The organism is Streptomyces sp. 130 (assembly GCF_007096885.1).
Lineage (GTDB): Bacteria > Actinomycetota > Actinomycetes > Streptomycetales > Streptomycetaceae > Streptomyces.
In genome coordinates, this window is the sequence record NZ_VJNO01000001.1 from 265,303 (window position 1) to 291,236 (window position 25,934).

Annotated in this window: 23 protein-coding genes and 1 pseudogene; 15 read left to right on the forward strand and 9 right to left on the reverse strand. The window is 71.6% G+C overall.

Features of this window, described 5'->3' with window-relative positions; translation table 11 throughout:
- Positions 1–62: 62 nt before the first annotated feature.
- A complete protein-coding gene (locus FKN01_RS01255; RefSeq protein WP_143615792.1) occupies positions 63–2,156 on the forward strand; it encodes an alkaline phosphatase family protein in 2,094 nt (697 codons plus the stop codon).
- A 200-nt stretch (positions 2,157–2,356) separates the two neighbouring features.
- On the opposite strand, the gene FKN01_RS01260 is transcribed toward FKN01_RS01255, so the two are convergent.
- Positions 2,357–3,172 carry a serine hydrolase gene (locus FKN01_RS01260; RefSeq protein ID WP_143615793.1) on the reverse strand — a complete coding sequence of 272 codons (816 nt, stop codon included), beginning with the start codon at positions 3,170–3,172 and terminating at the stop codon, positions 2,357–2,359.
- 91 nt (positions 3,173–3,263) lie between these two features.
- Between FKN01_RS01260 and FKN01_RS01265 the strand changes: the two genes are divergently transcribed.
- From FKN01_RS01265 to FKN01_RS01275, 3 genes are read left to right on the forward strand one after another with little or no spacing between them, the layout of a single operon-like run.
- On the forward strand, positions 3,264–3,725 hold the full coding sequence (locus tag FKN01_RS01265; RefSeq protein WP_143615794.1) for a MerR family transcriptional regulator: 462 nt from the start codon (positions 3,264–3,266) through the stop codon (positions 3,723–3,725).
- The gene (locus tag FKN01_RS01270) at positions 3,725–4,789 is read left to right on the forward strand and encodes an aldo/keto reductase (RefSeq protein ID WP_143615795.1); all 1,065 of its coding nucleotides are present in this window, start codon (positions 3,725–3,727) and stop codon (positions 4,787–4,789) included. The genes FKN01_RS01265 and FKN01_RS01270 overlap by 1 nt, the downstream gene beginning before the upstream one ends.
- A gap of 52 nt (positions 4,790–4,841) precedes the next feature.
- Complete coding sequence (locus tag FKN01_RS01275) at positions 4,842–5,282, forward strand: VOC family protein (RefSeq protein ID WP_143615796.1); 441 nt, start codon at positions 4,842–4,844, stop codon at positions 5,280–5,282.
- 225 nt (positions 5,283–5,507) lie between these two features.
- Here the strand turns inward: FKN01_RS01275 and FKN01_RS01280 are convergent, their stop codons facing one another.
- From FKN01_RS01280 to FKN01_RS01295, 4 genes and pseudogenes are all read right to left on the reverse strand, one after another.
- On the reverse strand, positions 5,508–6,191 hold the full coding sequence (locus tag FKN01_RS01280) for a response regulator transcription factor (protein WP_143615797.1): 684 nt from the start codon (positions 6,189–6,191) through the stop codon (positions 5,508–5,510).
- Positions 6,176–6,916 (reverse strand): annotated as a pseudogene (locus FKN01_RS01285) (sensor histidine kinase); the annotation flags it as partial. The pseudogene FKN01_RS01285 and the gene FKN01_RS01280, both read right to left, overlap by 16 nt.
- Before the next feature lie 38 nt (positions 6,917–6,954).
- Complete coding sequence (locus tag FKN01_RS01290; RefSeq protein WP_143615799.1) at positions 6,955–7,893, reverse strand: DUF4429 domain-containing protein; 939 nt, start codon at positions 7,891–7,893, stop codon at positions 6,955–6,957.
- 87 nt (positions 7,894–7,980) lie between these two features.
- Positions 7,981–9,192, reverse strand: coding sequence for an alpha/beta hydrolase (locus FKN01_RS01295; RefSeq protein ID WP_143615800.1), 1,212 nt, complete (start codon positions 9,190–9,192; stop codon positions 7,981–7,983).
- 279 nt (positions 9,193–9,471) lie between these two features.
- Between FKN01_RS01295 and FKN01_RS01300 the strand changes: the two genes are divergently transcribed.
- Complete coding sequence (locus tag FKN01_RS01300; RefSeq protein WP_143615801.1) at positions 9,472–9,855, forward strand: peptidase inhibitor family I36 protein; 384 nt, start codon at positions 9,472–9,474, stop codon at positions 9,853–9,855.
- An 80-nt stretch (positions 9,856–9,935) separates the two neighbouring features.
- Here the strand turns inward: FKN01_RS01300 and aceE are convergent, their stop codons facing one another.
- Positions 9,936–12,677, reverse strand: a complete 2,742-nt coding sequence (gene aceE, locus FKN01_RS01305; protein WP_143615802.1) for a pyruvate dehydrogenase (acetyl-transferring), homodimeric type — start codon at positions 12,675–12,677, stop codon at positions 9,936–9,938.
- A 538-nt stretch (positions 12,678–13,215) separates the two neighbouring features.
- Here aceE and FKN01_RS01310 point away from each other — a divergent pair.
- The 6 genes from FKN01_RS01310 to FKN01_RS01335 all read left to right on the forward strand — a co-directional run bounded on the left by FKN01_RS01310 (position 13,216) and on the right by FKN01_RS01335 (position 17,869).
- A complete protein-coding gene (locus FKN01_RS01310; protein ID WP_143615803.1) occupies positions 13,216–13,653 on the forward strand; it encodes a DUF3052 domain-containing protein in 438 nt (145 codons plus the stop codon).
- Between the two features lie 212 nt (positions 13,654–13,865).
- Positions 13,866–14,324, forward strand: coding sequence for a peroxiredoxin (locus tag FKN01_RS01315; RefSeq protein ID WP_143615804.1), 459 nt, complete (start codon positions 13,866–13,868; stop codon positions 14,322–14,324).
- 149 nt (positions 14,325–14,473) lie between these two features.
- Complete coding sequence (locus FKN01_RS01320) at positions 14,474–15,049, forward strand: TerD family protein (RefSeq protein WP_143615805.1); 576 nt, start codon at positions 14,474–14,476, stop codon at positions 15,047–15,049.
- Between the two features lie 158 nt (positions 15,050–15,207).
- A complete protein-coding gene (locus FKN01_RS01325) occupies positions 15,208–15,783 on the forward strand; it encodes a TerD family protein (RefSeq protein ID WP_143615806.1) in 576 nt (191 codons plus the stop codon).
- 70 nt (positions 15,784–15,853) lie between these two features.
- A complete protein-coding gene (locus tag FKN01_RS01330) occupies positions 15,854–16,981 on the forward strand; it encodes a DUF475 domain-containing protein (RefSeq protein ID WP_143615807.1) in 1,128 nt (375 codons plus the stop codon).
- 153 nt (positions 16,982–17,134) lie between these two features.
- Entirely contained in the window at positions 17,135–17,869 is a 735-nt protein-coding gene (locus FKN01_RS01335) for a Tellurium resistance (protein ID WP_143615808.1), read from the forward strand.
- Between the two features lie 6 nt (positions 17,870–17,875).
- Here the strand turns inward: FKN01_RS01335 and FKN01_RS01340 are convergent, their stop codons facing one another.
- Positions 17,876–18,739, reverse strand: a complete 864-nt coding sequence (locus tag FKN01_RS01340; protein WP_143615809.1) for a TerD family protein — start codon at positions 18,737–18,739, stop codon at positions 17,876–17,878.
- A gap of 221 nt (positions 18,740–18,960) precedes the next feature.
- Between FKN01_RS01340 and FKN01_RS01345 the strand changes: the two genes are divergently transcribed.
- The 4 genes from FKN01_RS01345 (at position 18,961) to FKN01_RS01360 (ending at position 24,197) form a co-directional block, all read left to right on the forward strand.
- The gene (locus FKN01_RS01345; protein ID WP_143615810.1) at positions 18,961–20,124 is read left to right on the forward strand and encodes an HpcH/HpaI aldolase/citrate lyase family protein; all 1,164 of its coding nucleotides are present in this window, start codon (positions 18,961–18,963) and stop codon (positions 20,122–20,124) included.
- An 86-nt stretch (positions 20,125–20,210) separates the two neighbouring features.
- Positions 20,211–22,664, forward strand: a complete 2,454-nt coding sequence (locus FKN01_RS01350) for a phosphoribosyltransferase (protein WP_398930578.1) — start codon at positions 20,211–20,213, stop codon at positions 22,662–22,664.
- A complete protein-coding gene (locus tag FKN01_RS01355; protein ID WP_143615812.1) occupies positions 22,661–23,509 on the forward strand; it encodes an HAD family hydrolase in 849 nt (282 codons plus the stop codon). The genes FKN01_RS01350 and FKN01_RS01355 overlap by 4 nt, the downstream gene beginning before the upstream one ends.
- A gap of 28 nt (positions 23,510–23,537) precedes the next feature.
- Positions 23,538–24,197 carry an O-methyltransferase gene (locus FKN01_RS01360; RefSeq protein WP_143615813.1) on the forward strand — a complete coding sequence of 220 codons (660 nt, stop codon included), beginning with the start codon at positions 23,538–23,540 and terminating at the stop codon, positions 24,195–24,197.
- Positions 24,198–24,250: 53 nt separating this feature from the next.
- Here the strand turns inward: FKN01_RS01360 and FKN01_RS01365 are convergent, their stop codons facing one another.
- Positions 24,251–24,472 carry a zinc ribbon domain-containing protein gene (locus tag FKN01_RS01365; RefSeq protein WP_143615814.1) on the reverse strand — a complete coding sequence of 74 codons (222 nt, stop codon included), beginning with the start codon at positions 24,470–24,472 and terminating at the stop codon, positions 24,251–24,253.
- Positions 24,473–24,546: 74 nt separating this feature from the next.
- Positions 24,547–25,866, reverse strand: a complete 1,320-nt coding sequence (locus tag FKN01_RS01370; RefSeq protein WP_143615983.1) for a hypothetical protein — start codon at positions 25,864–25,866, stop codon at positions 24,547–24,549.
- Positions 25,867–25,934 lie beyond the last annotated feature (68 nt).

Consider the following 25,934-nt stretch of genomic DNA (forward strand, 5'->3'; position numbering starts at 1 on the left):
TTTTCGCAGGCGCGCAGACGTCCCTCCCCCTTGTGAACGACTCTCCCCCAGAGGTGCCCCCGATGACCCTTCAGATCAGCGAGATCCCCTGCCCGGACACCACCGGCCTGCCCGCCGACGCCGACGACACCGGCGAGCTCACCAACGACCTGCGGATCAGCCGCCGCCGGATGCTGCAGACGGCCGCCGTCTCGCTCGGCGCCCTCGCCGCGGGGCCGGTGGCCGAGGCGGTCGGCGGCGCGCAGGCCGAGGCGGCCGAATACCGTCTGCCCGAAGGCTTCAAGGGTGACATCTCCGACTTGAAGCACGTGGTGATCCTGATGCAGGAGAACCGTTCCTTCGACCACTACCTCGGCCAGTTGAAGGGGGTGCGCGGCCACGACGACAAGCAGGTCCTGACGTTCCAGGACGGCACGAACGTCTTCCAGCAGCGCGACGCCACCGGTGCCATCGTCACGCCCGCCGTGTCGACCGCCACCTGGAGCGACAAGCACAACTTCTACGGTGCCAACGGCGGGCGCTGGAACACCTGGGTGCAGGACAAGGGCGACCACTGCATGTGGTACTACACCCCCGACTACATGCCGTGGATGTACTCCCTCGCCTCGCAGTACACCGTCTGCGACATGAACTTCTGCTCGCTGCACGGGCCCACCATCCCCAACCGCTACTACCTGATGAGCGGCACGGCGGGCGGCGAGACCAGCAACGCCGGACAGAACGACTACAGCCGCCGCTGGACCACCGTCCCCGAACAGCTCCAGCAGGCGGGCATCAACTGGCGGGTCTACTCCGACAACAGCGGCAACGGCGTCGGCAAGAGCCTCCAGAGCGGATACGTCGGCGAGTACGGCTGCAACGTCACCAACAGCTTCGCCGCCTTCGACCCCCGCACCGTCGATCCGGCCGAGCTCGAACCGGGCACCGGCAGGGTCTGGAAGGCCAACTCCTTCGTCTACGCGGGCGCCACCACGCCCAACGACGACTCCGAGGCCAATCTGGACGCCGTCCTGCGCGACCTGATCGCCGCCTGCGAGCCGGGCGCCGAGCACCCGCTGCCCGAGGTGTCCTGGGTGGTCATGCCCGCCGCGTGGAGCGAGCACCCGGGCTTCGACACGGTGCACGGCGAGCGGTACATGAACAAGGTGCTGAAGACCCTCCAGAGCAACGAGGACATCTGGAACCACACCCTGGTGATCATCACGTACGACGAGAACGACGGGAAGTTCGACCACGTCCTGCCGCCGCGCCCGGAGGCCGGCACGCCCGGCGAGTACTCCGGCACCACCCCGTACGGCTTCGGGCCCCGCGTCCCGATGCTCCTGGTCTCACCGTGGACGCGCGGCGGCTACGTCGCCTCGGAGGTCTTCGACCACACCTCCACCGTGAAGTTCCTGGAGACCTGGGCCGCGCACCTGGGCAAGCCGTTCACCTGCCCGAACATCACGCCGTGGCGCCGCTCCATCGCCGGCGACCTGACCAGCGCGATCGACTTCGCGCACCCGCGCCCCGGCCCGGTCGTCATCGCCGACCCGGTCACCGGCACCCCGCCGAGGCCGCCCCGCGACCGGATGGAGCCGCGCGGCCTCTCCTTCCACCCGCACGCCGTGCTCACCGAGGACCGGGCCGCCGGCACCGTGACCGCCGAGATGACGCTGACCGGCGGCCCGGAGGGCAAGGCGGTGAGCCTCCAGGTCTTCCCCGACCGGTACCTCCCGTTCGAGAACATCCCGCACACGGTGAGCGCGGCGACCCCGCGCTCGTACACCTGGGACACGACCGCCACCGACGGCAGGTACGCCTTCTCGGTGTACGGCCCGGACGGCTTCCTGCGCTCCTTCGCCGGCCAGCTCCTCCCCGAGGACGCGAGCACCCGCCACATCGGCCTGCCGCGCGTCGAGGCACGGCTGGTCCGGGGCAGGCGTCCGGTGGTCCGCCTGGGCCTGCACAACGACGGCCGCCACCCGGTCCGCTACACCCTGGAGGCCAACGACTACGCGGGCGGCACCCGCAAGGTCACCGTCCCCGGCGGCCACTCCGCGGTGGTGGACTGGCCGACCGAGCACGGCTACTACGACGTGGTGCTCACCGCCGACACCGGCACCGGCTGGACCCAGCGGTACGCGGGCCGGGTCGCGACGGTGAACGACCGCTGACGGACGGGCGGTCCCGGCCGTGACTTCCTCGGGGGGCGGCACGATGCGGCGCTCCGGGAACCGGCTGCCCGGAGGGGTCACCGCCCGAGCAGGCCGTCGGCCGGGATCGTTGGCCGATTCCGGGCGGATCGCCTTGAGCGCGACCGGGCGGGCCGAGCGACCGGTCACCGGTCAGGAGGCGCCGTGGCGTATTCCGGCGGTCACCCCGCCAGCTCCGCCAGGACCGCGTCCGTGAACGCCGGCCACGCCTCGACCGCCCACGGGCCGAAGGCCCGGTCGGTGAGCGCGACGCAGGCCGCGCCCGCCGCCGGGTCGACCCAGAGGAACGTGCCCGACTGCCCGAAGTGGCCGAAGGTCGCGGGGGAGGAGGAGGCGCCGGTCCAGTGCGGGGCCTTCGAGTCGCGGATCTCGAAGCCGAGGCCCCAGTCGTTGGGGTTCTGGTGGCCGTAGCCGGGAAGGACGCCCTTCAGGCCCGGGTGGACCACGGTCTGCGCGGCGAGCACGGTGCGCGGGTCGAGGAGGCGGGGGGCCTGCACCTCGGCGGCGAAGCGCGCGAGGTCGGCGACGGTGGAGACGCCGTCCTTGGCGGGGGAGCCGTCCAGGGTGGTCGCCGTCATCCCGAGCGGTTCCAGGACCGCCTGGCGCACGTATTCAGGGAACGGGATGTCGGTGGCCTTCGCGATGTGGTCGCCCAGCACCTCGAAGCCCGCGTTGGAGTAGAGGCGCCGGTTGCCGGGCGGGGCCATCACCCGGTGCTCGTCGAACGCCAGGCCGCTGGTGTGGGCCAGGAGGTGGCGCACGGTCGAGCCCTCGGGGCCCGCCGGTTCGTCCAGCTCCACGGCGCCCTCCTCGTACGCCACCAGCGCCGCGTAGGCCGCGAGCGGTTTGGTGACGGAGGCGAGCGGGAAGCGGTGCGCGGTCGGGCCGTGCGTACCGGCGACCGTGCCGTCCGCTCGTACGACGGCCGCCGCCGCGGTGGGCACGGGCCAGTTCTCGATCATCGCCAGGCTCTGCATGCGTACGAGAGTAGATTCCACGTCCCACCTGTCGGAAACCGCACCCGGTGGTGCTTGCTTCGAGTGCACTCCAACGTCATAGCGTGGAGGCATGACGGTGATGGAGAGCACTTCGACCCGGGCCGATATCTGCGCCTCCGCCCCCTCGGCGCATCCGCGCCCCGACGGGCAGGACCGCTACACGATCAGCGAAGTCGCCGCGTTCACCGGGCTGACCGCCCACACCCTGCGCTGGTACGAGCGGATCGGGCTCATGCCGCACGTCGACCGGTCGCACACCGGCCAGCGCCGGTTCAGCAACCGGGACCTCGACTGGCTCGCCTTCGTCACCAAGCTGCGGCTGACCGGGATGCCGGTCGCGCACATGGTCCGGTACGCCGAGCTCATACGCGAGGGCGACCACACCTACGAAGAGCGGCAGGAACTGCTGGAGGCGACCCGCCGCGACGTGAGGACGCGGATCGCGGAGCTCCAGGACACCCTGGCCGTACTCGACTACAAGATCGACTTCTACGCGGGCGCCCGCCGGGCGCCGGAAGGGCCCAGCGCCTGATGAGCGACAACAAGACCGACAACAGGACCGGCGACAAGAACGGCGACAAGAACGGCGACAAGATCGCCACCGTCGAACTCGGCCGGGGTGGCCCCCGGGTCGGGGTCCAGGGCCTCGGCTGCATGGGCATCAGCGAGTTCTACGGCGACACCGACGAGGTTTCGGCACGCGAGACGCTGGAAACGGCACTGGCCGCGGGCGTCACCCTCTTCGACACCGCCGACATCTACGGCAGCGGCGCCAACGAAACCTTCCTCGCGCCGTTCGTCGGGGCGCACCGCGACGAGATCACCCTCGCCACCAAGTTCGGCATCGAGCGGCGCGACGACGACCCGGACTACCGGGGCGTCAACAACAGCCCCGCGTACATCCGCAAGGCCGTCGAGGCGAGCCTGCGCCGCCTGGACACCGACGTGATCGACCTCTACTACATGCACCGCCACGACACGGCCGTCCCGTTCGCGGAGTCGGTCGGCGCCATGGCCGAGCTGGTCCGGGAGGGCAAGGTCAAGCAGCTCGGGCTCAGCGAGGTCACCGGCGCCGAACTGCGCGAGGCGCACGCCGTGCACCCGATCGCCGCCCTCCAGTCCGAGTGGTCCCTCTTCAGCCGGGACGTGGAGCGCAGCGCGCTCGCCGCCGCCGCCGAGCTGGGCGTCACGGTCGTGCCGTACTCGCCGCTGGGCCGGGGCTTCCTCACCGGGTCCTTCGCGGACGCGGGCAAGGACCTCGCCCCGGGCGACTTCCGCGCCTCGCAGCCCCGCATGACCGGCGAGAACGCGAAGGCCAACGCGGCGCTCCTGGAGCCCGTCCACGCGATCGCCGCCGCGCACGGGGCGACGGCCGGGCAGGTGGCGCTCGCCTGGGTCCAGCAGCGCGCCCAGGTCCACGGCATCACGGTCGTCCCGATCCCGGGCACCCGCAGGAGCCACCGCCTCCTGGAGAACGTCGGCGCGACCCGCCTCACGCTCACCGGCGACGAGCTGGCCCTCCTCGAACCGATCGCCGGGCAGGTCGCGGGCGACCGCTACCAGGACATGAGCCTGACCTCCCTCGCCCGCGAGTAGCGCCCGGGTAGCGTCCGTACGCGCGAGGGATTACGGGCGAGGAGGAACGGGCATGGCGATCAAGCGGATGGACAACGTCGGCATCGTGGTCGAGGACCTGGACGCCGCCATCGCGTTCTTCCGGGAACTCGGCATGGAGCTGGAGGGCAGGGGCGAGGTCCAGGGCGGCTTCGCCGACCGGTGCACCGGCCTCGACGGCGTCCACTGCGAGATCGCCATGCTCCGGACCCCGGACGGGCACAGCCGCCTGGAGCTGGCGAAGTACCGCAGCCCCGCCCTGATCGACGCCCCGCGCGACCGGCCGCACAACGTACTCGGCACGCACCGCGTCATGTTCGCCGTGGACGACATCGAGGACACCGTCGCCCGGTTGCGCCCGCACGGCGGCGAACTCGTAGGCTCCATCGCCCGGTTCGAGGACAGCTATCTGCTCTGCTACCTGCGCGGCCCGGACGGCGTCATCGTCGGGCTGGCGCAGGAGCTGGGGCGGTAGTCGTACGCCCCTGTCGCAATCGCCGCGGCACGCGCGCGGACGACTTCACCCCGGGACGAAGCAGCCGGTGTGCCCCTCCGCGTCGTCGGCGGGCGCCGGAGGACGAACCGGCCGGTCCCCGCACGCCGTGCGGCGCGACGGGAAGAAGGCGGGAACGCGGTGGACACGCGGACGTCACACCGGGGAGTCGGCTCCGGGTGATACCCGGGCAGGGGCGCGGGTGGGTCAGCCGGAGCCGGGTACGACGAGCCCCGCCTCGTACGCGAAGATCACCGCCTGCGCCCGGTCGCGCAGGGACAGCTTCGCCAGGACGCGCCCGATGTGCGTCTTCACCGTCTGTTCGGCGAGCACCAGCTTCCCGGCGATCTCCTGGTTCGACAGGCCTCGCGCGATGAGCTCCAGGACCTCCGTCTCGCGCGGCGTCAGCCCGTTGAGCCGCAGCGCCGCCCCGCCCCGGGCCGCCGCAGAGGGCCCCTGCTTCGCGAAGTCGGCGATCAGACGGCGCGTCACGGAGGGCGCGAGCAGGGCGTCGCCCGCCGCCACCACCCGGACCGCCGCGATCAGGTCCGCCGGCGGGGCGTCCTTCAGCAGGAAGCCGGAGGCCCCGGCCCGCAGCGCCTCGTACACGTAGTCGTCCACGTCGAACGTGGTCAGCATCAGCACCCTGGGCACATGGACCACGCCCGGTGGCGGGTCGAGGAGTGCGCGGGCCGCCGCGAGGCCGTCCATCTCGGGCATCCGGACGTCCATCAGGACCACGTCCGGGTGGACCCGGCGGCTGACCTCGACGCCTTGGCGCCCGTCCGGCGCCTCTCCGACCACGTCGATGTCCGCCTGCGCCGCCAGCAGGGCCGCGAAACCCGCCCGCACCATGGCCTGGTCGTCGACGATGATCACACGGATGGGCACGGTTCCTCCGGGCTCAGGGGGGCGTCGTCGGGTCCGGCCGGGGACGGCGGCAGCCGCGCGGCGACCCAGCATCCCCCGTCCGGCAGCGGCCCGGCGCCCAGTGAGCCGCCCGTCAACCGTACGCGCTGCCGCGTCCCGACCGGACCGTGGCCCGTTCCCACCGGCTCCAGCGGCGAAACCGGCTCCTTCGGAGGGCCGTTGACGACCAGCACCGTCAACAGCCCGCCGCCCGCGGTGACCGAGACCCGCGTCCGCGCCCCCGGTGCGCGCCGGACCACGTTCGCCGACGCTCCTGAACGATCCGGTACGCGGGCAAGGTCAACCGCCGGCGGTACGTCACCCAGACCGGTGGTCGGCGACGGTTCGGCCGGAAGCCCCCACCCGTACCGTCGCCCCACCGGCAGCTGCGGGCGGTCGATCCCGGGCTGCGGGGCCCGCTCGCCCTCCGCGCCGTCACCGCGCGGCACCGCGAGCAGCCGCCGCAGCTCGGCCGGCGACTCCCGCGCGCCCGCCGCGATCGTCCCGGACTCCTCACGCGCCTCGACCGACAGCTCCGGCAGCCGGCATGGCGGGGAGTCCGCCTGGACGGTGATCACGGACATGTGGTGGGCGACCACGTCGTACAGCGCACGGGCGGTCCTGGCCCGCTCCTCCAGCAGCGTCCGCCGGGCGCGCCGCGCGACGCGCCGTTGCCGTACCGCCGCGCCGATCACCAGCACCACGGCCGCGCACGGTCGCCTCGGTCATCGCGGGCGGCTGCCGGCTAGAGCTCGGCCAGGAGCTGCGCCTTCTTGGCGCTGAACTCCTCGTCGGTCACCAGGCCCGCCCGGTGCAGCTCGCCGAGGTGGTGGATGCGCTCCGCGATGTCCGCCGGATCGCGCCGGGCGGCGGCGGTGAGGGGAGCCGCGGCCGGGGGCGCCGACTGCTTCCTGCGTACGGATTCGAGGACGGCCGCCGCGAAGGGCAGCGACTCGTGGACCGGGCCGTAGCCGAGCCCGAAGATCACCGCCGCGGGGTCCTGGTCGGCCCGGGCGGGCCGGGGTATCACCGGATGGACGCCGGCCACCGTCCCGCCCGTCGCGGGGCCGGTGAGCCCTCCGGGCGCGGGGGCCAAGGCCTCCGAGCCCTTGGGCAGCAGCCGCAGATAGCCCTCCAGGCCCTCCGGCGAGCGCCACTCGACCCCGCACAGATCCGTGACCGGGAACGTCTGGTCGCCGGCCTTCCACTTCTCCGACGAGGCGCCCGTCCAGAACCAGCGGAACGAGATCCGCTCACCGTCGAAGCCGGCCCGCCCGTCGTACGCCTTGAACTGCATCGGGGCCTTGGGGGCGGCGACCAGGAAACGGTCGCAGGGCTCGCCGGCGTCCGCGCCGAGGCAGGCCCGCAGCTCGTCCGCGTAGTACTCGGCAAGGGTCTCGCGGGCGGCGGGGAGCACCAGCCGGTACGGGTCGCAGCCGTCCTTCAGCTGCCCGGCGGCGGCTTCGAGGAGCGGGTCGGCCCCGGGGCGCGGGACGGCACGCAGCACCACCGTGCCCCGCCTGCCCGGGGTCAGCGTCACCGACGCCAGCGCGGTGTGCGGGACGCGGCGCTCACGGAGGCTTTGGAGGAGTCTCGGCGTGCGGATACCCCGTTCGTAGCGGATGAGCACGGAATCGGCGTCGAACTCCCAGGTGGCATGAATTCCGGCCAGCACATCACCCATGCGCCTCATCGTATGCGGCACTTGCCCGCCCCGTCCCCTCTCGGAGTCGACCGCTTCCGGAGGCCGGACGCGGTGTCTCTACGCGCGTCAGGCTGTCGCGTCGGCGTACACCCCGTCGTCGCAGGTGCTGTCGGCCGGTGCGCAGGTCACCGACGTATATGCGCCAACGCCGATCGCGGCGAAGTTCTCCAGGCTCTCGGTGCCCGGCTCGAAGTAGCCGCTGTGGCCGACCGCGCCGTCCGCCGAGACGACCCGGGCGCCGAAGCCGTGGTCCACCGGATCGGCGCCGTGCCCGAGGCCCCCGAACTCCAGGTTCGGCACGTCCTCGATCCAGTCGTCGCTGTCCCGCATCGCCCACACGCGCGCCCGGGTGTGCAGCTGCCCGGCGTTGTCCGCCCGCATGCCCGGACTGCCGGCCACGGCGATGTCCTCGACCCGGCCGGGCAGCCTGCTCGCGGCGACCCCGCACAGCACGGAGCCGTAGCTGTGGCAGAACAGTGAGACGGGCGCCGGTCCCGGGAGGGCCCGCACGAGCGCGTCGAGCCGGACCGCCCCGCGCTCGGCGAGGTTGCCGAGCGCGGCGTCCATGCCGATGCCGACGGGCGTGGTGTAGTCGGCCCAGGCGATGACGGCGGTGCGCACCGAGGGACTCGCGGCGCGCTCGGCGGCGTACAGCGACTTCGCCATGCCGACGGGCGCGGCGTTGGACTTGGCGCCGGTGCGTTCCAGGGTCAGCAGGTTCGTGTCCACGCCGGGCACGACGAGCGAGATGCGCCGCGCCCGGTCCAGGTCGCCGAAGACCTCGGCGGCGAGGCCGCGCCCCGACGGGTCGAAGGCCAGGAAGTGGCGGTCGCGGGCGAGCATCGACCGGAAGCGGTCCAGGCGGTGCCGCGCCTCGGCACGCCCGGAGGCGGAGAGTCTGGTGTCGTGGACGCGTTTGCGCTCGACCGCGCTCGCCTGCCCGATCGCCCGCCGGTTGGCGCGGTAACGGGTGGAGACGGGGGCGCCGTTGAGGTTCCCCACGACGAGCGGGTATCTGTCGGCGAGGTGTGCGCGCTGCGCGGGTGTCAGCGTGGCGAAGAAGTGCGCCAGCTTGTACGCCGGTGTGTCGGCGTCCGGCAGCGGCTGCCCCGCTATCGACCCCTTGGCCCAGGCGGCCAGCGCGAGCGCGCGGGAGTCGCTGGAGCGCTGGTGGTGCACGGCGGTCCAGCCGGTCGTCGCGAGCATCACGAGTACGACCGCGACGGCGAGCAGGGTGCGCCAGGCGGTCAGCGTGGGGGAGGAGTCGAAGGAAGTCACTCCGGACCACCCTAGGAGACGGGCAGAGCCCGTCCGGGGGCGGGGTGACGCACATCACCCGACTGTGCGGAAGGACACGGTGCTCGCCTCACCGTGAGTACGGCCTTCCGGCACGCTCCGCGCCCTTCGCGTCAACTCTGTGGGGGCTGTCACCTGTCAGGGTGGACTCTGCCCTCGACCCTTCCGATTACTCTCCGTAACGGCGCAGGGTGGTTGCCGGGAGATCCACATCGGTGGACACCAGCATCAGCGCTTTCATCACACGGGGGTTCAACTCGCATGCGCAAGACCGTCGCCGCGGCCTTCCTGGCCGTCACCGCCCTGTTCCTGCTCGCACCCACCGGGGCCGCCACGCCCGGGAGGGCCGCCGCACCCGTCTCCCTGGGGGACTGCGCGAGCGGGCAGCTCTGCCTCTGGGCGAAGCCCGACTTCACCGGCGCCCGGCAGACCCACGAGCTGTCGACCATCGACATCGAGAGCTGTGTCCCGCTGAAACCCGGCACCACCGCCCAGGCCCTGGCCAACCGCACCGGCCGGCCCGTCACCACCTACCAGTCCGCCGAGTGCGCGGAGACCGGCGAGTTCGAGACGTACCCGGGCGGGGGCACCTGGCTGCCGCGCTCGCCCTACCAGGTCCGCGCCTTCAAGGTGTGGGAAAACTGACCGGGCCCGGACGCGCCGCGGGGCGGCGGCACCCTTCCCGGGTCCCGCCACCCCGCACCGGGCCGGTCTCCGTGCCCGCGTTACGCGTCGCCGCCGGCGGCCCCCGGATCGGCCGAGGCCACGTCCAGCAGCTCGTAGCGGTCGACCGCCGTCTTCAGCGCCGACCGGTCGACCTTCCCGTCCTTAGCCAGCTCGGTGAGCACCGCGAGCACGATCGACTGCGCGTCGATGTGGAAGTACCGCCGTGCCGCGCCCCGGGTGTCCGCGAACCCGAATCCGTCCGCACCCAGCGACTGGTACGCACCGGGCACCCAGCGGGCGATCTGGTCCGGCACGGACCGCATCCAGTCCGACACCGCCACGAACGGCCCCTGCGCCCCGGACAGCTTGCGCGTCACGTACGGCACGCGCTGCTCCTCCTCCGGGTGCAGCAGGTTGTACCGCTCCACGTCCACGGCCTCGCGCCGCAGCTCGTTCCAGGAGGTCGCCGACCAGACGTCCGCCTTCACGTTCCACTCGTCGGCGAGGATGCGCTGCGCCTCGACCGCCCACGGCACCGCCACACCGGACGCCAGGATCTGGGCCGGGATGGCGCCCTTCTCCCCGGCGCTGTAGCGGTAGACGCCCTTCAGAATGCCCTCGACGTCGACATCGGCGGGCTCCGCCGGGTGCTGGATCGGCTCGTTGTAGACGGTGAGGTAGTAGAAGACGTCCTCGTTCTCCTCGGGGGTCCCGCCGTACATCCGGCGCAGACCGTCCTGCACGATGTGCGCGATCTCGTAGCCGAACGCCGGGTCGTAGGCCACGCAGGCCGGGTTGGTCGACGCCAGCAGCTGCGAGTGCCCGTCGGCGTGCTGGAGCCCCTCGCCGGTCAGCGTCGTCCGGCCGGCGGTCGCGCCCAGCACGAAGCCGCGCGCCAGCTGGTCCGCCATCTGCCAGAACTGGTCACCGGTGCGCTGGAAGCCGAACATCGAGTAGAAGACGTACACCGGGATGAGCGGCTCGCCATGGGTCGCGTAGGCGGAGCCCGCCGCGACCAGCGAGGCCGTGCAGCCCGCCTCCGAGATGCCGTCGTGCAGCATCTGCCCGGTCGGCGACTCCTTGTACGCGAGCAGCAGATCGCGGTCCACCGACTCGTACTGCTGCCCGAGCGGGTTGTAGATCTTCGCGCTCGGGAAGAAGGCGTCCATGCCGAACGTGCGGTACTCGTCGGGCGCGATCAGCACGAAGCGCTTGCCGATCTCCTTGTCCCGCATGAGGTCCTTCAGGATGCGGACGAACGCCATGGTGGTGGCGATCGACTGCTGACCCGAGCCCTTCTTCGCCGTCGCGTACGTCTTGTCCCCGGGCAGCGGCAGGGGCTTCGCGCGCACCACACGGGTCGGGACATAACCACCCAGACCCTTGCGGCGGTCGTGCATGTACTGGATCTCCTCCGAGTCGCGGCCCGGGTGGTAATACGGCGGGTTGCCGTCCTCCAGCTCCTTGTCCGCGATCGGGATGTGCAGCCGGTCCCGGAACCGCTTCAGGTCCTCGGCCGTGAGCTTCTTCATCTGGTGGGTCGCGTTGCGCCCCTCGAAGTTCGGCCCGAGGGTCCAGCCCTTGACCGTCTGCGCCAGGATCACCGTCGGCTGGCCCTTGTGGGCCTTGGCCGCCGCATAGGCCGCGTACACCTTGCGGTGGTCGTGACCGCCGCGGCCCAGGTGCAGGATCTGCTGGTCGGTCATGTCCTTGACCATCTCGCGCAGCCTCGGGTCGTCCCCGAAGAAGTGCTCCCGGATGTACGCGCCGGTCTCCGTCGCGTAGGTCTGGAACTGCCCGTCCGGCGTGGTGTTCAGCTTGTTGACCAGGATGCCCGTGCGGTCCTGCGCCAGCAGCGGGTCCCAGGACCGGTCCCAGACCAGCTTGATCACGTTCCACCCGGCACCCCGGAACTGGGACTCCAGCTCCTGGATGACCTTGCCGTTGCCGCGCACCGGGCCGTCGAGGCGCTGGAGGTTGCAGTTGACGACGAAGGTCAGGTTGTCCAGGCCCTCCCGCGCGGCGATGGACAGCTGGCCGAGCGACTCCGGCTCGTCCATCTCACCGTCACCGAGATACGCCCACACATGCGAGTTCGACGTGTCGGCGAGGCCGCGCGCCTCCATGTAGCGGTTCATCCGCGCCTGGTAGATCGCGCCGAGCGGGCCCAGGCCCATCGACACCGTCGGGAACTCCCAGAAGTCCGGCATCAGCCGCGGGTGCGGATAGCTGGACAGCCCGTTCGGCGCCTTCGACTTCTCCTGGCGGAACGCGTCGAGCTGCGCCTCGCTCAGCCGGTCCAGCAGGAAGGCGCGGGCGTAGATCCCGGGCGAGGCATGCCCCTGGAAGAAGATCTGGTCGCCGCCCAGACCGTCGTCCTTGCCCCGGAAGAAGTGGTTGAAGCCGACGTCGTACAACGAGGCGGAGGAGGCGAAGGTGGCGATGTGACCGCCCACGCCGATCCCCGGACGCTGGGCGCGCGAGACCATCACGGCCGCGTTCCAGCGGGTCGCGTTGAGGATCTTGCGCTCGATCTCCTCGTCGCCGGGGAAGAACGGCTCGTCCTTCGTCGCGATCGTGTTGACGTAGTCCGTGCTGCGCATCTCCGGCACGGCGACGCGCTTCTCGCGCGCTCGCTCGATGAGCCGGAGCATGAGATAGCGGGCCCGCTCACGGCCTCGCTCGTCGACGGCGGCGTCGAGGGAGTCGAGCCATTCCTGGGTCTCTTCGGGATCAAAATCCGGGACCTGACTCGGAAGGCCGCCAATGATGATCGGGTTGCGATCGGATCCGGAAGCCACGCTGTTCCTTCGCTGTTCGGTGCTGCGCTTCGGGGCCTGTTACGGGAGCCTGCCCCCGGACGTGAGGTACGTGTACGCCAACCCATCGTGTACCGCTGAAACGCGTACGTCATCTCTACCGAGAGGTAACCGCGAACGCGCCCCCGGCCCGGTTCCGCCGGGGCGGATGGACGGCCGTCGAGTGGGTATCGGTGCGGGCAGAAGGTCTCGGACAGGATGGGGCAGGAAGGGTGACTGGTAACGGAACGCCACCATACGCCCAAGGTGTGCAAGTGTTCCCAAAGGCTGCTCGGCTCCGAATGCCGGACCGAAACGGCATAAGCTGTCCAAGGACGTAGGACGCGACAGAAGCGGAGGAGGACGCGGGCCCCTGCGAGGGACTGCCTGAAGGACGGCGACGTGACAGGAAACGTCACCGTTTAGGCGGTCTCGCACGCTGGGTACTTGCGCGATCCGCCGCTCCCGTGTGGACTACGGCCAACGCCCCGCGCACGCGCGTGGCTGAAGCATTTTCCGAAACATGATCAGGAGGCAACCCGTGAGCGCGACCGCGGACCACGCGGAGGAGCGGACCAACCCGGCGGCACGCCTGGGGTTCGAGCCCGGACAGGTGGTCCAGGAGATCGGCTACGACGACGACGTCGAGCTGGAGCTCCGTGAGGGCATTGAGGCCATTACCGGCCAGGACCTCGTGGACGAGGACTACGACGACATCGCTGACGTCGTCCTGCTGTGGTTCCGCGACGAGGACGGCGACCTTACGGACGCGCTGGTGGATGCCCTCGGTCTGCTCGAGGACGGCGGCGTGGTCTGGCTGATGACGCCCAAGACCGGCCGTGACGGATACGTCGAGCCGAGCGACATCAACGAGGCCGCCCAGACCGCCGGGCTCGCCCAGACCAAGAGCGTCAACGCGGGCAAGGACTGGTCGGGAAGCCGTCTCGTCACGCCCAAAGCGGCCAAGGCCAAGCGCTGACCCCACCAACCCCTGAAGGCCCCCGACAGGCATCGTGCCGGCCGGGGGCCTTCGTGCATCTCTCGTACATGCGTGTCCCGGTTGCCCAGTGGCTTGATCCGCGCGTACGCGGGAAGCTTTCCCGGGCGCCGCGCGGGCGCGCGGGGGGTCTGCGTAGGGTGGGGGTCACCCGGACAGCCCAGCCCGGTGACGTAGCGAAGGGACGCGTTTTCATGGCGATCGAGGTCGGCACCCAGGCCCCGGATTTCGAGCTGAAGGACAACCACGGCCGGACCGTGAAGCTCTCCGACTTCCGCGGCGAGAAGAACGTGGTGCTGCTGTTCTACCCGTTCGCCTTCACCGGCGTCTGCACGGGTGAGCTGTGTGCGCTGCGCGACGAGCTGCCCACGTTCGAGAACGACGACACGCAGCTGCTGGCCGTGTCCAACGACTCGATCCACACCCTGCGCGTCTTCGCCGAGCAGGAGGGCCTGGAGTACCCGCTGCTCTCCGACTTCTGGCCGCACGGCGAGACCTCGCGGGCCTACGGCGTCTTCGACGAGGACAAGGGCTGCGCGGTGCGCGGCACCTTCATCATCGACAAGGAGGGCGTGGTGCGCTGGACGGTCGTCAACGGCCTGCCCGACGCGCGCGACCTCAACGACTACGTCAAGGCGCTCGGCGCCCTCTGATCCCGCTTCGGGCGGATCGCGGGCCGAACCGGGGCGGAAAGCCTGTTTCGGCCGGGAACCGGTCACTAGGATCCACTCGTTGATCGGATGTCAACACGACGTGGAGGCGCCGGCACCGGCCGGCCCCCAAGAAACCAATGGGAGGACTCGTGGGAGTCAGCCTCAGCAAGGGCGGCAACGTCTCGCTGACCAAGGCCGCGCCCAACCTGACCGCGGTCATCGTGGGTCTCGGCTGGGACGCCCGTACCACCACCGGCGGGGACTTCGACCTCGACGCCAGTGCGCTGCTGACGAACGCCGAGGGCAAGGTCGCCAACGACGGCAACTTCGTCTTCTTCAACAACCTCAAGAGCCCCGACGGCTCCGTCGAGCACACCGGTGACAACCTCACCGGTGAGGGCGAGGGCGACGACGAGGTCATCAAGGTCAACCTGGCCACGGTCCCGGCCGACGTCGACAAGATCGTCTTCCCGGTCTCGATCTACGAGGCCGAGACCCGCCAGCAGAGCTTCGGCCAGGTCCGCAACGCGTACATCCGCGTCGTCAACCAGGCCGACAACAGCGAGCTCGCGCGCTACGACCTGTCCGAGGACGCCTCGACCGAGACCGCCATGGTCTTCGGCGAGCTGTACCGCAACGGCGCGGAGTGGAAGTTCCGTGCCATCGGCCAGGGCTACGCCTCCGGTCTGCGCGGCATCGCGCAGGACTTCGGCGTCAACGTCTGACCTGCCCGGGGCCCCGGCCCCGGCACCAGCTTCTTCGTCCGGCGCCGCACCACGTGCGGCGCCGGACGCGCACGACGGACAGTTCTTCCGGCCGCACGGGGCCGGCCGGCGGCTCCGTCCGGTACAAAGACGCTTCACAGACTCGGGGAGGACACACCATGGGCGTCACGCTCGCCAAGGGAGGCAACGTCTCCCTCTCCAAGGCCGCACCCAATCTCACCCAGGTGCTGGTCGGGCTCGGCTGGGACGCACGATCCACGACGGGGGCCGACTTCGACCTGGACGCCAGCGCGCTGCTGTGCCAGTCGGGCCGGGTCCTCGGTGACGAGTGGTTCGTGTTCTACAACAACCTCACGAGCCCGGACGGCTCCGTCGAGCACACCGGTGACAACCTCACGGGTGAGGGCGACGGCGACGACGAGTCGCTCATCGTGAACCTCACGCAGGTGCCGGCCCACTGCGACAAGATCGTCTTTCCGGTCTCCATTCACGAGGCCGACAATCGCGGCCAGACATTCGGCCAGGTCAGCAACGCCTTCATCCGCGTCGTCAATCAGGCCGACGGCCAGGAACTCGCGCGCTACGACCTCACCGAGGACGCCTCCACGGAGACCGCGATGATCTTCGGCGAGCTCTACCGCTACAACGGCGAGTGGAAGTTCCGTGCGGTGGGTCAGGGGTACGCATCGGGGCTCCGGGGCATCGCTCTAGACTTCGGGGTCAACGTTTCGTAAAGCCGCGCACGGCGCGGGGGAGCCCCGTGCACATCGGGGGAGACCCGTTACATACATGATGGGGTAGCCAGTGCTTCTGAAAACCTTCGGGTGGTCGTTCGCGATCACCGTGATCGGCCTGGTGGCCGCGTTCTTCTACGGGGGGTGGCAAGCCTTCGGCGTGGTGGCGATCCTCTCCGTCCTGGAGATCTCGCTGTCCTTCGACAACGCCGTCGTCAACGCCGGAATCCTGAAGAAGATGTCCGCCTTCTGGCAGAAGATCTTCCTCACCATCGGTGTGATCATCGCGGTCTTCGGTATGCGGCTGGTCTTCCCCGTCGTGATCGTGGCCATTACCGCGAGTCTGAACCCGGTCGACGCGATCGATCTCTCGTTCAACGACCCGGACCGCTACAAGGAACTCGTCACGGACGCCCACCCGGCGATCGCCGCGTTCGGTGGCATGTTCCTGCTCATGATCTTCCTCGACTTCATTTTCGAGGACCGTGACATCCAGTGGCTGCGCTGGCTGGAGCGCCCGCTGGCCAAGCTCGGCAAGGTCGACATGCTGTCGGTCTGCATCGCGCTCATCGTCCTGCTGATCTCCGCGATGACCGTCGCCACCCACGCCCACCAGCACGGCGGCGGGCACGTGGACAAGGCGGAGACCGTCCTGCTCTCCGGTATCGCCGGTCTGATCACGTACCTCATCGTCGGCGGGCTCTCCGGCTTCTTCGAGGACAAACTCGAAGAGGAGGAGGAGCGCGAGCACGAGGCGGAGGAAGAGGCCAAGCGGAGCGGGAAGAAGATCTCCGCGGTCGCCCTCTCCGGCAAGGCCGCCTTCTTCATGTTCCTCTACCTGGAAGTCCTCGACGCGTCCTTCTCGTTCGACGGCGTGATCGGCGCCTTCGCCATCACCAACGAGATCGTGCTCATGGCGCTCGGCCTCGGCATCGGCGCCATGTACGTCCGTTCGCTCACGGTCTACCTGGTCCGCCAGGGCACCCTGGACGACTACGTCTACCTGGAGCACGGCGCGCACTACGCGATCGGCGCGCTGGCCGTCATCCTGCTCGTCACGATCCAGTACGAGATCAACGAGATCATCACCGGTCTCGTCGGCGTCGTCCTGATCGCCTGGTCCTTCTGGTCCTCCGTCCGCCGCAACAAGGCGCTGGAGGCCGAAGAGGGCAACAGCGAAGTGACCGCCGGGGTGTGACCCGGTAGGAATTGAGGGAACGCTCTCTGCGGGGCGGCTCGTACGGCAACGGCTCCGGGACACCCCGGAGGCGGCCCGGGGCCGCCCCGCAGCGGTGCGTGCGTCGCGCGCGCCGGGTGCGACGGGTGAGGGACCGAGAGGGCGGGGTCGGGGATGGCGTTCTGGAACAGCCTGTGGCCGGGGCGGGAGACACAGTTCGAGTCGGGCAGCGCGGCCACCAACTCCATCGTGCTCACCCGGCGGCGCGCCTCGGTCTCGCTGACCAAACAGGGCGCGCTGAGCGGCAACCTGCGCGTCAACCTCTCCTGGCGCATGCGCACCTCGGACATCGGGGGCCGCTCCCGGCAGAGCGGCCGGCTGCTGCGCCCCTTCAAGCTCTTCCAGCCGGAGGCCGTCCAGGCGCACACCCAGGGCATGGTCAACGTCGACCTGGACCTCGGCTGCATGTACGAGCTGGCGGACGGCACCCGGGGCGTGGTGCAGCCCCTGGGCAACCTGCTCGGCGATCTGAACGGGCCGCCCTACATCAGGCTCAGCGGCGACGACCGCTTCGGCGCTCCTTCCGGCGAGACGCTGTACGTCAATCTCGACCAGCGCGAGCACATCAAGCGGCTGCTGTTCTTCGTCTACATCTACGACCAGACCCCCGCCTTCGACCGGACCCACGCCAAGGTGACGCTCTACCCGGGCAACGGCCCCCGCATCGAGATCGAGCTGGACGAGCGCGCCCCGCAGGCCCGCTCCTGTGCGGTGTTCACGGTGGAGAACATCAAGGACGAGCTGATCGTCCGCCGCGAGGTGAAGTTCGTCTACGGCTTCCAGTCCGAGCTGGACCGGATGTACGGCTTCGGCATGCAGTGGGGCCGCGGCTACAAGACCCGTACCTAGGCGTCCTCAGGGCCGTATGAACTGCGGCCCCTGCGGGGGCAGCACGAAATTCGGGTCGGGAGCGGGCGCCGCGGCCGGGGCGGGCTGCGGATAGCCGTACGCGGGCTGCGCGGAGGCCGGCTGGGGATAGCCGTACGCGGGCTGCGGCGCCGGGGCGGCGGTGGGCTGGGGATAGCCGTACGCGGGCTGCGGCGCCGGGGCGGCGGCCGGCTGCGGATAGCCGTACGAGGGCTGCTGGTGCAGCACGGTCGCCTGCGAGTCCGGTACGGGGGCCGGGGCGGGCGGGGCCGGGGGCGGCGCCGGAGCGGCCGGCTGGGGCTCGGGCTCCGCCTCGTCGACCGAGATGCCGAACGCGGTCGCGAGGCCGATGAGCCCCGTCGGATAGCCCTGCCCGACCGCCCGGAACTTCCAGCCGTCCCCGCGCCGGTACAGCTCGCCGCAGATGATCGCGGTCTCCTCGCCCGTCTCCGCGCGCACGTCGAACACGGCGAGCGGTTCGCCGCCGGCCGCCGCCGCGTCGTGGATCAGGATGCGCAGATCGCGTACGGCTCCGAAGGCGGCCCCGTCCGAGGACGCGGCGATGACCACCTGGTCGACCGACGGGTCGAGCGCGTTCAGGTCGGCCTCGATGGTGTCCGTCAGGCCCTCGGGCAGGCTGCGCTTGGGCAGCCTGCGCACCAGGCCCGAGGGGTGGCGCGGCTGGTTGTAGAAGACGAAGTCCTCGTCCGAGCGCACACGCCCGCCGGCGCCGAGCAGCAGGGCCGAGGCGTCCACGTCGGGCACCCCGGCGCCCGGAGTCCAGCGCAGCACGGCCCGTACGGCCATCGCGTCGAGTGGGACGTTCGAGCCTTTCACCATCGCGTGCGTCATGCCGGTCATCCTGCCTGCTGGCCGCCCGCGCGGACAACGCGGGGTGAGGGGTCCGTGTCCCGGGAGCCGGGCGGATTCACCCGCTCCGCCACTTTGGAAATGCGTGCGAAACGGTCACGACGCCCGGAATTCACCCTGGCAGGGAACTGCCGACACCCGTTCGTACGTACTATTACCGGCCACACGTTGTCCGGTCGGTCAGAGAGTACGGGGGGAATTGCATGCGTCATTTCGGGCATATTGCAGCTGCTGCGAAGGACGGGCTCTTCTTCCAGGAACCCTGCGTGTTCGACGCCGACTCGCCGGCCCCCGTCCTCTCCGCCGCCCTCGGCGCCACGCTCTACAGCCCCGCCACCCGCCCCCGGCTCGCCGACGACATCGTCAAGCTGGCCGGGCGCGGGGTCGTCTCGATGGTGCTGTGCCTGGAGGACTCGATCGACGACTCCGAGGTCGTCGCGGCCGAGGAGAACCTGGTCAGGCAGTTCGCCGACCTGGACGCCCGCTCCATCGAGCCGCCGCTGCTGTTCATCCGGGTCCGCGAACCGGAACAGATCACCGACCTGGTGCGCCGCCTCGGCGCGACCGTCCGGCTGCTGTCCGGCTTCGTGCTCCCCAAGTTCACGCGGGCCCGCGGCCTGCCGTTCATGGAAGCCCTGACCAAGGCCGAGGCCGCCGCTGGCCGCCGGCTCTTCGCCATGCCGGTGCTCGAATCGCCCGAGCTCCTTCACCTGGAGACCCGCCGCGAAGCCCTCCGGGGCATCGCCGAGACCGTCACCGCGCACCGCGACCGGGTCCTCGCGCTCCGCCTCGGCGTCACCGACTTCTGCTCCGCCTACGGGCTGCGGCGCTCCCCCGACATGACGGCGTACGACGTCGGCATCGTCGCCCACGTCATCGCGGACGTCGTCAACGTGCTCGGCCGGGCCGACGGGACGGGCTTCACGGTCACCGGCCCCGTCTGGGAGTACTTCCCCCGCCAGGAGCGCATGTTCAAGCCGCAGCTGCGCAGCAGCCCCTTCCAGGAGAACCGGGCCGAGGCCCTGCGCACCGCGCTCATCGCGCACGACCTGGACGGACTGCTGCGCGAGATCGACCTGGACCGGGCCAACGGGCTGCTCGGCAAGACCTGCATCCACCCCTCGCACGTCGCCCCGGTGCACGCGCTGTCCGTGGTCAGCCACGAAGAGTTCAGCGACGCCCAGGACATCCTGCGGCCCGAGAGGAACGGCGGCGGGGTGCTGCGCTCCGCGTACACGAACAAGATGAACGAGGTGAAACCGCACCGGGCCTGGGCCGAGCGCACCCTGCTGCGCGCCGAGGTCTTCGGCGTGGCCCGGGAGGACGTCGGCTTCGTGGACCTGCTGACGGCCTGCCTCGCGGAGTGAGCGGGACCGGCGGGACGATCGGAGAGGACACCGGCGCCGACCACGGCACCGGGTCCGGCAGACGAGCGGAAAGAGGGACGGCGGACGTGGTGTGGTCGGGTAGCTGGGTGGCGGAGCGACTGGGCGTCGGGCTGGTGGGCGACGGGGAGCTGCGCGAGCTGCTGGGCCTCGCCCTGCGGCGCAACCCCAAGCGGGCACACCTGCTCGTGTCCAACGTGCTCGGCAAGCACGTGCCGCAGCGCCCCTCCGTGGTGTACGGGGCCGGAGTCGAGCTGGGGCGCCGGGTGCGGGCGCTCCTCGGCGAGGACGGCGCCCGGCGGGCGGTCGTCCTCGGTTACGCGGAGACGGCCACCGGCCTCGGCCACTCGGTCGCCGACGGCCTCGGCGCGGCGCCCTACCTCCACTCGACCCGCAGGCCCGTCCCCGGCGTGACCCGGGCGGGCGGCTTCGAGGAGGCCCACTCGCACGCCACCTCGCACCTGCTGCTCCCCGAGGACCCGGAGCTGCTGGCGGCCGGGCCCGGCTCGGCGCTGGTGCTGGTGGACGACGAGTTCTCCACCGGCAACACCGTCCTCAACACGATCCGCGCCCTCCACGAGCGCTACCCCCGCGACCACTACGTCATCGTCGCCCTCGTCGACATGCGCTCACCGGCCGACCGGGGCCGCCTGACGGAGTTCGCCGCCGAGATCGGCGCCCGCGTCGACCTGGTGGCCCGCAACACCGGCACGGTCACCCTCCCGGACGGCGTCCTGGAGAAGGGCCAGGCCCTGGTCGCGGAGCGGGAGCGGCAGCAGCCGGACGACCGGCCCGTGGGGGCGGCCCGCCGCCCCCACACCCGCCTCGACCTCCCCTGGCCCGCCGGCGTCCCCGACGGCGGACGGCACGGCTTCACCGACGCCCACCGCGCCCTCCTGGAGCCCGCGCTCCCCGCCCTCGCCGACCGCGTCGCGCGGGCGCTCGGCGACGGGCCCCGCCGCGTCCTCGTCCTCGGCTTCGAGGAGCTGATGTACGCGCCGCTGCGCCTGGCCACCGCCCTGGAGGAGCGCACCGACGCCGAGGTCCGCTACTCCACGACCACCCGCTCCCCGGTCCTCGCCGTGGACGACCCGGGCTACGCGATACGCACCCGGCTGGTCTTCCCGGCCCACGACGACCCCGCCGACGGCCCCGGCGAGCGCTACGCCTACAACGTGGCCGGCGCCGGCTTCGACGCCGTCGTCCTCGTGGTCGACTCCGCCGCCGACACCCCGGCCCTGCACGCCCCCGGCGGCCTGCTCGACCGCCTCGCCCCGCACACCGAGCAGGTCCTGCTCGCGGTGATCCCCTCATACGTACCGGGGGCCCCCGCCCCCGAACGCCAGGAAGAAGCCCCCATGCAGCTGCCCGAGCCCCTTCGCGGCCCCGCGTTCTCCTCGTACGCGCCGGACGAGGTCGGCTGGCTGCTCCAGGACCTCTCGGACACCCGCCTCGAAGCGCCCACGGAGGAGCGCGAGGAGGCGATACAGAGCGGGGGCGCGCACTACGCGGAATCGCTCCCCGTCGAGTACCAGCCCTCCGCCGAATACCAGGAACTCTTCAAAAGCGCCCTCGCGCTGTCGGCCGCCCGGATCGCCCGCGCCGTGGGCACGGTCACCGAGACCGTCCTCGCCGAGCGCGGCCCGCGCCCGGTCCTCGTCTCGCTCGCCCGGGCCGGTACGCCGGTCGGCGTGCTGATGCGCCGCTGGGCCCGGGCGCGGCGCGGCCTCGACCTGCCGCACTACGCCGTCTCCATCGTGCGCGGACGCGGCATCGACGCCAACGCGCTGCGCTGGCTGGCCGAGCACCATGACCCGGGCGACGTCGTGTTCGTGGACGGCTGGACCGGCAAGGGCGCCATCACCCGCGAACTGGCCGCCGCCATCGCCGAGTTCGAGAAGGCCGGGGGAGTGGCGGGCTTCAACCCGGAGATCGCGGTGCTCGCCGACCCGGGCGGCTGCGTGCGGACGTACGGCACCCGCGAGGACTTCCTCATCCCCTCCGCCTGCCTCAACTCCACGGTGTCCGGACTCATTTCCCGTACGGTCCTGCGCGCCGACCTGGTCGGGCCGTACGACTTCCACGGCGCGAAGTTCTACCGCGAGCTCGCCGGCGCCGATGTCTCCGGCTTCTTCCTCGACACGGTCGCCGCGCGCTTCGACGAGGTCGCGGACGCCGTGGACGCCGAGGTCAAGGAACTCCTCGCCGCGGACCGGGCCCCGACCTGGGAGGGCTGGGCGGCGGTGGAGCGCATCAGCGAGGAGTACGGCATCCACGACGTCAATCTCGTGAAGCCCGGCGTCGGCGAGACCACCCGGGTCCTGCTGCGCCGCGTCCCCTGGAAGATCCTCGCCCGGCGCGGCGCCGGACCGGACCTCGACCACATCAGGCTGCTCGCCGAGCAGCGCGGCGTACCCGTCGAGGAGGTCGACTCGCTCCCGTACACCTGCGTCGGGCTCATCCACCCCAAGTACACCCGCGGGGCGACCGGCGCCGACGGCAAGGCGGTGGAGTCCGCGTGACGGCCTCCCCGGTCACCCTCGTCGCCAGCGACCTCGACCGCACCCTCATATACTCCTCGGCCGCACTCCAGCTCACCATGGAGGACGAACGGGCGCCCCGGCTGCTGTGCGTCGAGGTGTACAACCACAAGCCCCTCTCGTACGTCACCGAGACCGCCGCCGGGCTGCTGACCGACCTGACCTCCGCGGCCTCCACGGTGTTCGTCCCGACGACCACCCGCACCCGCGAGCAGTACCACCGCATCCGGCTCCCGGGCGCCCCGGCCGAGTTCGCGATCTGCGCCAACGGCGGCCACATCCTGGTGAAGGGCGAGTCCGACCCGGACTGGCAGCGGACCGTCGCCGGCCGGCTCGCCGACGAGTGCGTCCCGCTCGCCGAGGTCCGCGCCCACCTCGTCGCCACCGCCGACCCCGCGTGGCTGCTGAAGGAGCGCGTCGCCGAGGACCTGTTCGCCTATCTCGTCGTCGACCGCGCCGAACTGCCCCCGGAGTGGACGAAGGAGCTCGCCGCCTGGGCGGAGCCGCGCGGCTGGACCGTGTCGCTCCAGGGCCGGAAGGTCTACGCCGTACCGCGCCCGCTCACCAAGAGCGCCGCCATGCGCGAGGTCGCCCGGCGCACCGGCGCCACCCACACCCTCGCCGCCGGTGACTCGCTCCTGGACGCGGACCTCCTGCTCGCCGCCGACCGGGGCTGGCGCCCCGCCCACGGCGAACTCGCCGACGCGGGCTGGAACGCCGACCACATCGAGGCCACCGCCGAACGGGGCGTGGCGGCGGGCGAGGAGATCCTGCGCCGCTTCCTGCGGGCCTCGGGCGCCGGGCGCCGGGCGTCGGACGCCGGGTAAGTCGGGCGGGCGACCATAGAGTTGTGCGATGACCAAGGGAAACTCCACCAAGATCACCGATGAGCTGTACGCGTACATGCTGGCGCACAACCCGCCGCTGGACGCCGTGCAGCGCGAACTCGTCGAGACGACCTACGCGCGGCTGCCCGAGCACGCGGGCATGCAGTCGGCCGAGGAGCAGGGCCCGCTGCTCGCCTTCCTCGTCCGGCTCACCGGTGCCCGGCACATCGTCGAGGTCGGCACGTTCACCGGCTTCTCCGCCCTGGCGATGGCCCAGGCTCTCCCGGCGGACGGACGGCTGATCGCCTGCGACATCTCGGAGGAGTGGACGGCGTACGGCCGCGAGGCGTGGGAGAAGGCGGGCGTCGCCGACCGCGTCGACCTGCGCATCGCACCCGCCCTGGACACCTTGCGCGCGATGCCGGAGGAGCCCCACATCGACTTCGCCTACCTGGACGCGGACAAGGGCAACTACATCGCGTACTGGGAGGAACTGGTGCCGAGGCTGCGCCCGGGCGGGGTCATCACCACGGACAACGTGCTGTTCCACGGACGCGTCACGGACCCGGGGGCGACGGGCGCGGCCAAGGCCATCCAGGAGTTCAACGACCACGTGTCGGCGGACGCGCGGATGGACAGCGTGCTGCTGACGGTGTCGGACGGGCTGACGCTGTCCCGCAAGCGGTAGCCGTCCGGGGGCGGCCCGGCTTCCCGGGCGGCGGAGCGCCCGGGGACACCGGCTCAGCCGCAGCAGCCGCCGCCGCAGCAGCCGCCCCCGCCGCCGGCGGAGGGCGCGGGCCGGGAACCGCCGCCCGCGGTGCCGCCGACGGCGACGGTGGAGAGCAGCTTCACGGTGTCCTCGTGCCCGGCGGGGCAGGAGGCGGGAGCGGAGGACTCGGCCATGGGGCGGCTGAGCTCGAAGGTGTCTCCGCAGGAGCGGCAGCGGTACTCGTAACGAGGCATGACGCCAGGTTAGCGGCGACGGGCCCCCGGCTGTCCACAGTGCGAGGGCCCCGGACCGGCCGAGGCGGACGGCGTCAGTGACCGCCCGCGCCGCGTTCCTCGCGGATGTCGGCGACGACGTCGGCGGCGATCCGGCGCAGGCCCTCCGTCACGGTCAGGAAGTGCCAGTAGTCGGGGTGGCGGTTCTCCAGGGCCGTGACCGCCTGCTCCAGCCGGGCCACCGCGTCGTCCAGCGGCCGGGCGTGCCGCGGCTCGGGGGTGTGGCGCCCGGCCATGGCGAGGCGCTGGGCGTCACGGATGGCGAACCGGGTGCGCTCGATCTCCTGCTGCGGGTCCTTGGCCACGTCATCGAGCCGGCGCAGACGGTCACCGGCGGCGGACACCGCCTCGTCGGTGGCGTTGAGCAGGGCCCGTACGGTGCTCAGCCGGGACGTGGCGTCGGCCCAGCGCTGCTCGTCACGGGCCTGGGCGGCCTCCTTCAGCTTCTCCTCGGCCCGGCGCACATTGACGGCCGCCTGCTCCGGGACCGGCTGGAGGTCCTGCCAGCAGGCGGCGGAGAACCGGCGCCGCAGCTCGCTGAGGACGGGCTCGACGGAGGCGGAGCGGGTGGTCAGCGCCTGGGCGCGGGTGCGCAGGGTCACCAGCCGGCGGTCGATCTCCGCGGCGCGCTCGGGCAGCTTCTCGGCTTCGGCCCGTACGGCTTCGGCGTCGCGCAGCACGCGGTCGGCGCGCTGCAGGGTCTCGGGCACGCCGTGCCGCCCGGCGCCCTGGTTGAGCTTGGTCAGCTCGGGGGCGAGGGCGGCCAGCCGGGCCGCGAGGTCGTCCGCCCGCAGACCGGACGCCCGCACCGAATCGAGAGCGTTGCTCGCACCGAGGAGCGCCTGTCGCGCGCGCTCGACGGCGGGGGCGAGCCGGGCGAGCTGCGTCTCGGCGCTCCCGAGGAGCGGCCCGAGCCCGGCGCCGAACCGGTCGAGCTCCCCCTTGACCCGTATCAGCTGCTCCTTCGCGGAGGTCAGCTCGGCCCGGGCCCGGGACGCGACGGACGGTTCGAGATCGTCCCGGTCGAGGTCATGGGCGTCGACCGCGGTGATGTACGCGTGACTCACTTCGTCGATGCGCCGGCCGAGCGCGGCGAAGTCGTCCACGGCCTTGCGGGCGGCCGGCGAACTGTCGACCGCGGTGATCGTCTCGATGGAGATCCTGAGGTCGCGCTGGGCGGTGTCCAGCTCGTAGAACGCCTCGGCGGCGGCGTCCTTCGCCGCCTGCGCCTCGGCCCGCTGCCCCTCACCGCGCCCCCCGAACCACCGCCGCGTACCGCCGCCGGTGACGGCGAGGGGGAGGGCGACGGCGAGGAGGGGAAGGGGCGCGAGAACGAGCCCGCACAGATCACGCAGACCGGCGGCACGCCGGGGAGCCCGGTCGCGCGGGTGGGGGGCGCGCCGGGCGTTTGCGGCGGGGGTGC